This window comes from Mesorhizobium sp. M2A.F.Ca.ET.042.01.1.1, from assembly GCF_003997405.1.
In the GTDB taxonomy this organism is placed as follows: domain Bacteria; phylum Pseudomonadota; class Alphaproteobacteria; order Rhizobiales; family Rhizobiaceae; genus Mesorhizobium.
Map to the genome: position 1 here is coordinate 1 of NZ_RZRX01000299.1, position 6,649 is coordinate 6,649.

At 67.0% G+C, this 6,649-nt stretch carries 5 protein-coding genes and 1 pseudogene; 3 read left to right on the forward strand and 3 right to left on the reverse strand.

What is annotated here, in order from left to right:
- A partial coding sequence (locus EOA23_RS29875) for a trimethylamine methyltransferase family protein (protein WP_189341754.1) occupies positions 1-891 on the reverse strand: 891 nt, incomplete at its 3' end.
- Positions 892-981: 90 nt separating this feature from the next.
- On the opposite strand from EOA23_RS29875, the gene EOA23_RS29880 reads away from it, so the two are divergent.
- Positions 982-1,884, forward strand: coding sequence for a LysR substrate-binding domain-containing protein (locus tag EOA23_RS29880; protein WP_042646331.1), 903 nt, complete (start codon positions 982-984; stop codon positions 1,882-1,884).
- A 285-nt stretch (positions 1,885-2,169) separates the two neighbouring features.
- The gene (mutL, locus tag EOA23_RS29885) at positions 2,170-4,059 is read left to right on the forward strand and encodes a DNA mismatch repair endonuclease MutL (RefSeq protein WP_127306779.1); all 1,890 of its coding nucleotides are present in this window, start codon (positions 2,170-2,172) and stop codon (positions 4,057-4,059) included.
- Positions 4,060-4,295: 236 nt separating this feature from the next.
- Here the strand turns inward: mutL and EOA23_RS29890 are convergent, their stop codons facing one another.
- Complete coding sequence (locus tag EOA23_RS29890; RefSeq protein ID WP_126061278.1) at positions 4,296-5,189, reverse strand: EamA family transporter; 894 nt, start codon at positions 5,187-5,189, stop codon at positions 4,296-4,298.
- A gap of 90 nt (positions 5,190-5,279) precedes the next feature.
- Between EOA23_RS29890 and EOA23_RS29895 the strand changes: the two genes are divergently transcribed.
- Complete coding sequence (locus EOA23_RS29895) at positions 5,280-6,206, forward strand: LysR substrate-binding domain-containing protein (protein ID WP_127306780.1); 927 nt, start codon at positions 5,280-5,282, stop codon at positions 6,204-6,206.
- On the opposite strand, the pseudogene EOA23_RS35865 reads toward EOA23_RS29895, so the two are convergent.
- Positions 6,203-6,649 (reverse strand): annotated as a pseudogene (locus tag EOA23_RS35865) (hypothetical protein); the annotation flags it as partial. The gene EOA23_RS29895 and the pseudogene EOA23_RS35865 sit on opposite strands and share 4 nt — an antisense overlap.

Consider the following 6,649-nt stretch of genomic DNA (forward strand, 5'->3'; position numbering starts at 1 on the left):
GAGCTGTGTCAAAGCCACGCCGGCAAGCGCCTCGGCGTTGACCTGCGCCACCGCGCCGACGGCTGAGGCCGAGGTCGAGGCGCCGCACAGCGCGAAGGGCGCCAGGATCAGCGGCTGGTTGTGGCTCGCATAGACCCGCATGGCGTCGATCATGGTGGCATCCCACACCAGCGGCGAATTGCAGTTGGTGATCGAAACCAGCACCGGGTTGTCGCGCACGAACTCCTCGCCGAAGACGATGCCAGCCATCGCCATCGTGTCCTCGGCGCGCTCCTTCGACGTGACGATGCCCATGAACGGTTTGTCGGAATGTTTCAGCGCCGAATGAATGATGTGAAGGTGCCGCTTCGGCACCGCGATCTCCATCGGCTCGCAGATGACCGAGCTCGAGGAATGCAGCGCCGGCGCCATGTAGGCCATCCTGTGGAAATTGTTGAGGTCGGCCAGCGTGCCGTAGCGGCGCTTGTTGTCGAGGTCGCGGACATAGGGCGCGCCATACATCGGCACGAAGATCGAGTTCTTGCCGCCGACGCGCACCGAACGCTCCGGGTTGCGCGCGTGCAGTGTGAACTCCGGCGGAACCTTCGAGACCAGCTCCATCAACAGAGCGCGGTCGATGCGGACACGCGTTTGCCTGACATCGGCGCCGGCCGCCTTCCAGAGCTCGATCGCGCCGTCGTCGCGGAATTCGCAGCCCACCTCCTCGAGGATCTTCAGCGATTCCTCATGGATCAGCTCCACCGCCTCGTCGGGCACGATCTCATAGGCGGGGATTTTGCGCACAAGGGTGGGGAAGGACGCGATCGGCGCGCTTCTCAGCGCCTTGCGGCCGAGCCGGCCGCCGCCGCGGCGGTGGGTCTGTTCGGTCAGTTCAACGGCCGGTGCGTTCATGGAGGCTCCTTCTTCCCGCCCGACCAAGTTAGCGAGAGGAAATATGGATGTGATGCTGGAAAATCCTGATCTCTTGTATAAGCTGCGCTTATGCGAAACCTACGCCAGCTTCTGCCCTCCGCCGGCAGCCTGATCGTCTTCGAGGCCGCGGGCCGGCTGTCCAGCTTCACCGCCGCCGGGCGCGAGCTCGGCATGACGCAGGCGGCCGTCTCCTACGCGGTGCGCGGGCTGGAGGAGCAGCTCGGCGCCAAGCTCTTCCAGCGGCGCCACCGGCAGGTGCTTCTGACGGAAGCCGGCGAACGTTTCCATGCCGATGTTTCGCTGGGCCTCTCGCATATCCGCAAGTCCGCGGAGGACCTTCGCCTGCAGGCGACCGGCGGTCATGTGACCTTGGCCGCCTCGACCGCCTTCGGCTCCTTCTGGATGATGCCGCGCCTGCAGCAGTTCCGCGACGAATTGCCGGGCGTCGACCTGCGCATCCAGACCGCCGACCGCGACCTCGACATCATCGCCGAAGGCATTCCGCTCGGCGTGCGCGGTGGCGTTCCGCGCGACTGGCCGGACTATCATTCGCTGTCGCTGTCCGACGAAGAAATCTTCCCGGTCGCCGGCCCCAGCTATCTCGCCAGATTCGGCAAGCCGAAGACGGTCGAGGAACTGGCAACGCACCGGCTGATCCATCTGGAAGAACCCTATCGCGAGGCGCCGACCTGGGACGAATGGTTCGCGTCCGCCGGAACCAGCCTGCGCAATGCCGAACGAGGCCTGCGCATCAACGACTATGCGCTGGTGATCCAGGCGGTGATGGAAGGGCAAGGCATCTCGCTCGGCTGGCGCCATCTCGTCGAGCGGCTGGTTGCCTCAGGGCTGCTGGTACCGGTGACCGATCATGTGATGAGGACCGGCATCGGCTTCCATGTCATCTGGCCGAAGAACCGCGATCTAAGCGACAATGCGCGCAAGGTCAGGGATTGGCTGGTGGCGCAGGCGTGAATCTGGGAGCGCGAGGCGCCTCCCCTAACAGCGTTGGCGGACCCGTTGGAGATTGGCGAAGGCGGCCGAGAGCGTGATCTCCCCCCTCGAGGGGGAGATGGCCGGCAGGCCAGAAGGGGTCGTCTCGCGTAGATCGCCGAGGTCTTCCGCGTCGAGAGGCGGCGTCGGCGCTCGACGCGAGACGACCCCCTCTGTCGCCTTCGGCGAAATCTCCCCCTCGAGGGGGGGAGATTTGGCGCCATTCTCCCCTCCCCCACGCCGTTCGAATCCGCCTATAATCGCCGCATGCCCATTCGACAGCTTTCCGAAACGATGATCAACCAGATCGCCGCCGGCGAGGTCATCGAGCGTCCGGCGAGCGTGGTGAAGGAGCTGGTCGAGAACGCGCTCGACGCCGGCGCGTCGCGCGTGGAGATCGTCACCGCCGGCGGCGGGCTGAACCTCATCCGTGTCACCGATGACGGCTCGGGTATCCCCGAACAGGAACTCGCGCTGGCCATTGCCCGCCACTGCACCTCGAAGCTCTCCAATGACATCCACGACATTCGCTCGCTCGGCTTCCGGGGCGAGGCGCTGCCTTCGATCGGTTCGGTGGCGCGACTGTCGATCCGCTCGCGCACGGCGTCAGGCGATAGCGCGGCCGAGATCGGGATCGACGGCGGGCGCGTCTTACCGGTGAAGCCGGCGGCGGCCAATCGCGGCACCACGGTCGAGGTGCGCGACCTCTTCTTCGCCACGCCGGCCAGGCTCAAATTCATGAAGGGGGAGCGCGCCGAAAGCTCGGCCACCAGCGACGTGGTGAAGCGCATCGCCATCGCCTTCCCGGCCGTCCGCTTCACGCTGGCCGGCTCGGACCGCACCACCTTGGAGCTGCCGGCGACGGACGACACGCCGGAAGGCCGGCTGGCGCGTGTCGCGCAGGTGATGGGCAAGGATTTCCCGGACAATGCCATCGCCATCGATGCCATGCGCGACGGCGTGCATCTGGCCGGCCACGTCTCGATCCCGTCCTACACACGGGCGAATGCGCTGCAGCAATATGCCTATGTCAACGGGCGGCCGGTGCGCGACAAGCTGATCGCCGGCGCGATCCGCGGCGCCTTCGCCGATGTGCTGCCGCGCGACCGGCACGCGGTGACGGTGCTCTTCCTGTCGCTCGATCCCTCGACGGTCGACGTCAACGTCCATCCGGCCAAGGCCGATGTGCGCTTCCGCGATCCGGGACTGGTGCGCGGGCTGATCGTCGGCGCCATCCGCGAGGCGCTGGCCGGCGCCGGCATCCGCGCGGCGACGACAGGCGCCGCCGGCATGATGGCGGCCTTCAGGCCTGGCGTGGCGCCTTATTCGCATCCCGGCCCGGCCGGCGGCCATCGCAGCTACGAGGCCGCCTATCACGCCTCCGGTTCCGGCAGCTTCGACCCGCTGCGCTCGGCGCAGCGACCGCTCGACATGGGCAATGGCGAGATGGGCTATGGCGGGGCGAGGCACCAACGCAACGGTTTTGCCGAGAACGACCAGGCGGCCTTCGACACCGGCCCGCTCGCCAGCGCCGACGCCCGCGCCGGCATGGCCGAGCCGGCCGAGGCGCTGCTCGGCATGGTCCTGGGCGCGGCGCGCGCGCAGGTGCATGAGAATTATATCGTCGCGCAGACCAGGGATTCGCTCGTCATCGTCGACCAGCATGCCGCGCATGAGCGTCTGGTCTACGAGGCGCTGAAGAACGCGCTGCATTCGCGCGCGGTGCCGTCGCAGATGCTGCTTTTGCCCGAGATTGTCGATCTGCCGGAGGAAGACGCCGAGCGGCTGGCGATGCACTCCGAGACGCTGGCCAAATTCGGCCTCGGCCTGGAGCGCTTCGGCCCCGGCGCGGTGGCGGTGCGCGAGACGCCGTCGATGCTCGGCGAAACCAATGTGCAGCAGCTGGTGCGCGACCTTGCCGACGAGATCGCCGACAACGACACCGTCGAGACGCTCAAGGAACGGTTGGACAAGATCGCCGCGACCATGGCCTGCCATGGTTCCGTCCGCTCGGGCCGGCTGCTCAAGGCCGAGGAGATGAACGCACTGCTGCGCCAGATGGAGGCGACGCCCGGATCCGGCACCTGCAACCACGGCCGCCCGACCTATATCGAGCTCAAGCTCGCCGATATCGAAAGGCTGTTTGGAAGGCGGTGAGTGCGCCACGGCCCCTCACCCAGCCTCCGCTGCGCTCGGCTGACCATTCCGGGGCGAGCCACGGGTCTCGCCCGTCCTTCGGACCCCCGGTGGGGAGAGGAGATTGTCGGCGCCGGCACCAACCTCTTCTCCCCATGGGGAGAAGGTGGCCGCGAAGCGGCCGGATGAGGGGGCAAGAAAAGAGCCGCTCGAAGCGGCTCTTTTCTTGAGTCAGGAAACGGCCTCAACCCTTTGGTCTACCGCTTCAAATTCACCACGATCACGCCGCCCAGCGCCAGCGCGCCGCCGAGGATGCCGAGCAGCGACGGCACTTCGCCCAGCCAGAAGAAGCCGATCAAAGCGGAGGTCGGCGAGACCAGATAGAGGAAGTTCGAGGCGCGGGCGGCAGGCAGGCGCGACAGCGCGGTCGCCCAGGCCGCATAGGCGATCAACGAGGGCACGATGCCGAGATAGATGACCGCGCCGAGACCGGCAGTGTCGGCGACCGCCGCCTGCGAAAACGCTTCCGGCAGGAATGGCGACAGGCAGAGCGCGCCGAGCACCATGTTGGAGGCGGATATCGTCAGCGGATGATGGCGGGCGAAGAGCGGCTTCTGGACGATGGTGTTGACAGCGGAGCAGAGCGCGGAGCCCAGCACCAGCAGCGCGCCGGTATTGAAATGCAGGCCATGTCCGTCGGCCACCGCGATGATGCCGATGCCGGCGAAGGAAATGACCGTGCCCAGCCAGGCGATGCCTGAGAACCGCTCGCCGAGCAGGGCCATGGCCATGATTGCGGTGAAGATCGGGCTGACATTGATGATGAAGCCGGCCGCACCCGCCGAGACGGTCAGCTCGCCGAAATTGAGCATGGCGGTGTAGAGCGCGACGAAGATGGCGCCGCCAAAGGCGAAGCGCCACAGCTCGTCGATCCTGGGCAGCGCCGGGCGCTTGACCGCGAGAAATATGGCGGCCGGGACCGCCGCGATGGCAAAGCGCAGCGCGCCGAGCTCCAGCGGCTGGAAGGCGGCGAGGCCGGCCCGGATCGCCGGGAACGCCGAAGCCCAGCCAAGCACCGTAAGACCCACCGCGACGGCCGCGGTGCCGTCCATGCGCTGTGTCTCATTCAACGTGCCGGTGTAAGCGCTCATTGCCGTAACCTCGTCTTTCTGTGCCATGGATGCAGAAAACGCCATTGCCGGCCAATTGACAAACGAGCAAATCGAGGGTCAGCTGTGAGCATGGCTCACAGCTCTGATCAGATACTGCCGTTGGAAACCTTGCGCGCCTTCGATGCCGCGGCGCGCACGGGGAGTTTTTCCGCGGCGGCCGAAAAACTCAACCTCACCCATGGCGCGGTAAGTCGCCAGATCGCCAAGCTCGAGGACTGGCTGGGCTTGAAAGTCTTCGAGCGCAATGCGCGCGGCGTGACACTGACCATCGAGGGCAATCGCCTGCATCTTCGCACCACAGAGGCCTTTGCGCTGATTTCGGTCAATTCCGACCGCTGGGTCGAGCCTCGCGGCACGGCCGTGGTGCGGCTGGCCTCGATCCCCTCGGTGAGCGGGCTGTGGCTGATGCCGCGCATGGCCGTGCTTGAGAACAACCCGACCAAGCTGCGCATCGTGCTCGATGTCGACAACCGCCAGGCCGACCTTGCCGACGAAGGCATCGACCTTTCGGTGCGCTGCGGGCGCGGCCGCATCCCGGGCCGCGTCTCGGTGCAGCTTTTCGAGGAGCAGATTTTCCCCATCGCCTCGCCGGAGCTCGCAAAGGAGATCGGGCTGGGCGACCCTGCGCGGCTGCTGAAGTACCCGCTGATCAACGATTCCGATGCGTCCGGATGGCGCGCATGGCTCGCCGCGCAAGACATCGATTACCGTCCCCGTCCGCAGGACCGGCGTTTCGAGGATTACAATCTGGTTCTGGACGCGGCGGCACATGGGCTGGGCATCGCGCTGGCGCGGCCGCCGCTGACCGCGGACCAGCTCCGGTCCGGCCGTATCGTTGCCGTCGACGAGCGCGTTGCGCTCAATCCGGTGTCCTATTGGATGGACCGCCCCATCGGCCGGCCGCGCGCGGCCGCCGCAGATCTGGCTAGGCGCATTGCCGAGCAGGCAGGGCTTGCGCCGGAGAAGGTCGAAGCTTTCCTTCAGGACGATGCCTAGCGAAGCAGGAGGACCATGATCGTTGCCGTCACCGCCGAGACGATGGCCGTGACGACCGAGATCGTCCAAAGGGATATCGGCGCGGATTCCGATCGCGGCGCGTGACCAGCCGGGCGGATCGCAGCGCCGCGAGGCTGCGGCGCGTTGGCGTTGGCTGCTACCAGCACCGCGGCGGAAGCGACGGCCGGCGAAAATGTGGACAATGCCGGCGCAACCGCGGGCCTGGACACATTGTCTGCAACCGCTGCCTGCGGTGAGGCGAAGCCGCGCGGAGCCTGATCGGCATCCGTCGCCGCCCTGCCCGTCGCGGGCGTCGCCGGCGAGGCGTCGGTGACGGCATCGGGCTCCATCACGGCGCGGTAAGCATCCTCGACCTCTGAGGACGACAGGCGCTGCGATGCCTGGGCGGCAGGGCGCGGCTGCGCGCTTTGCAGCGACTGGGC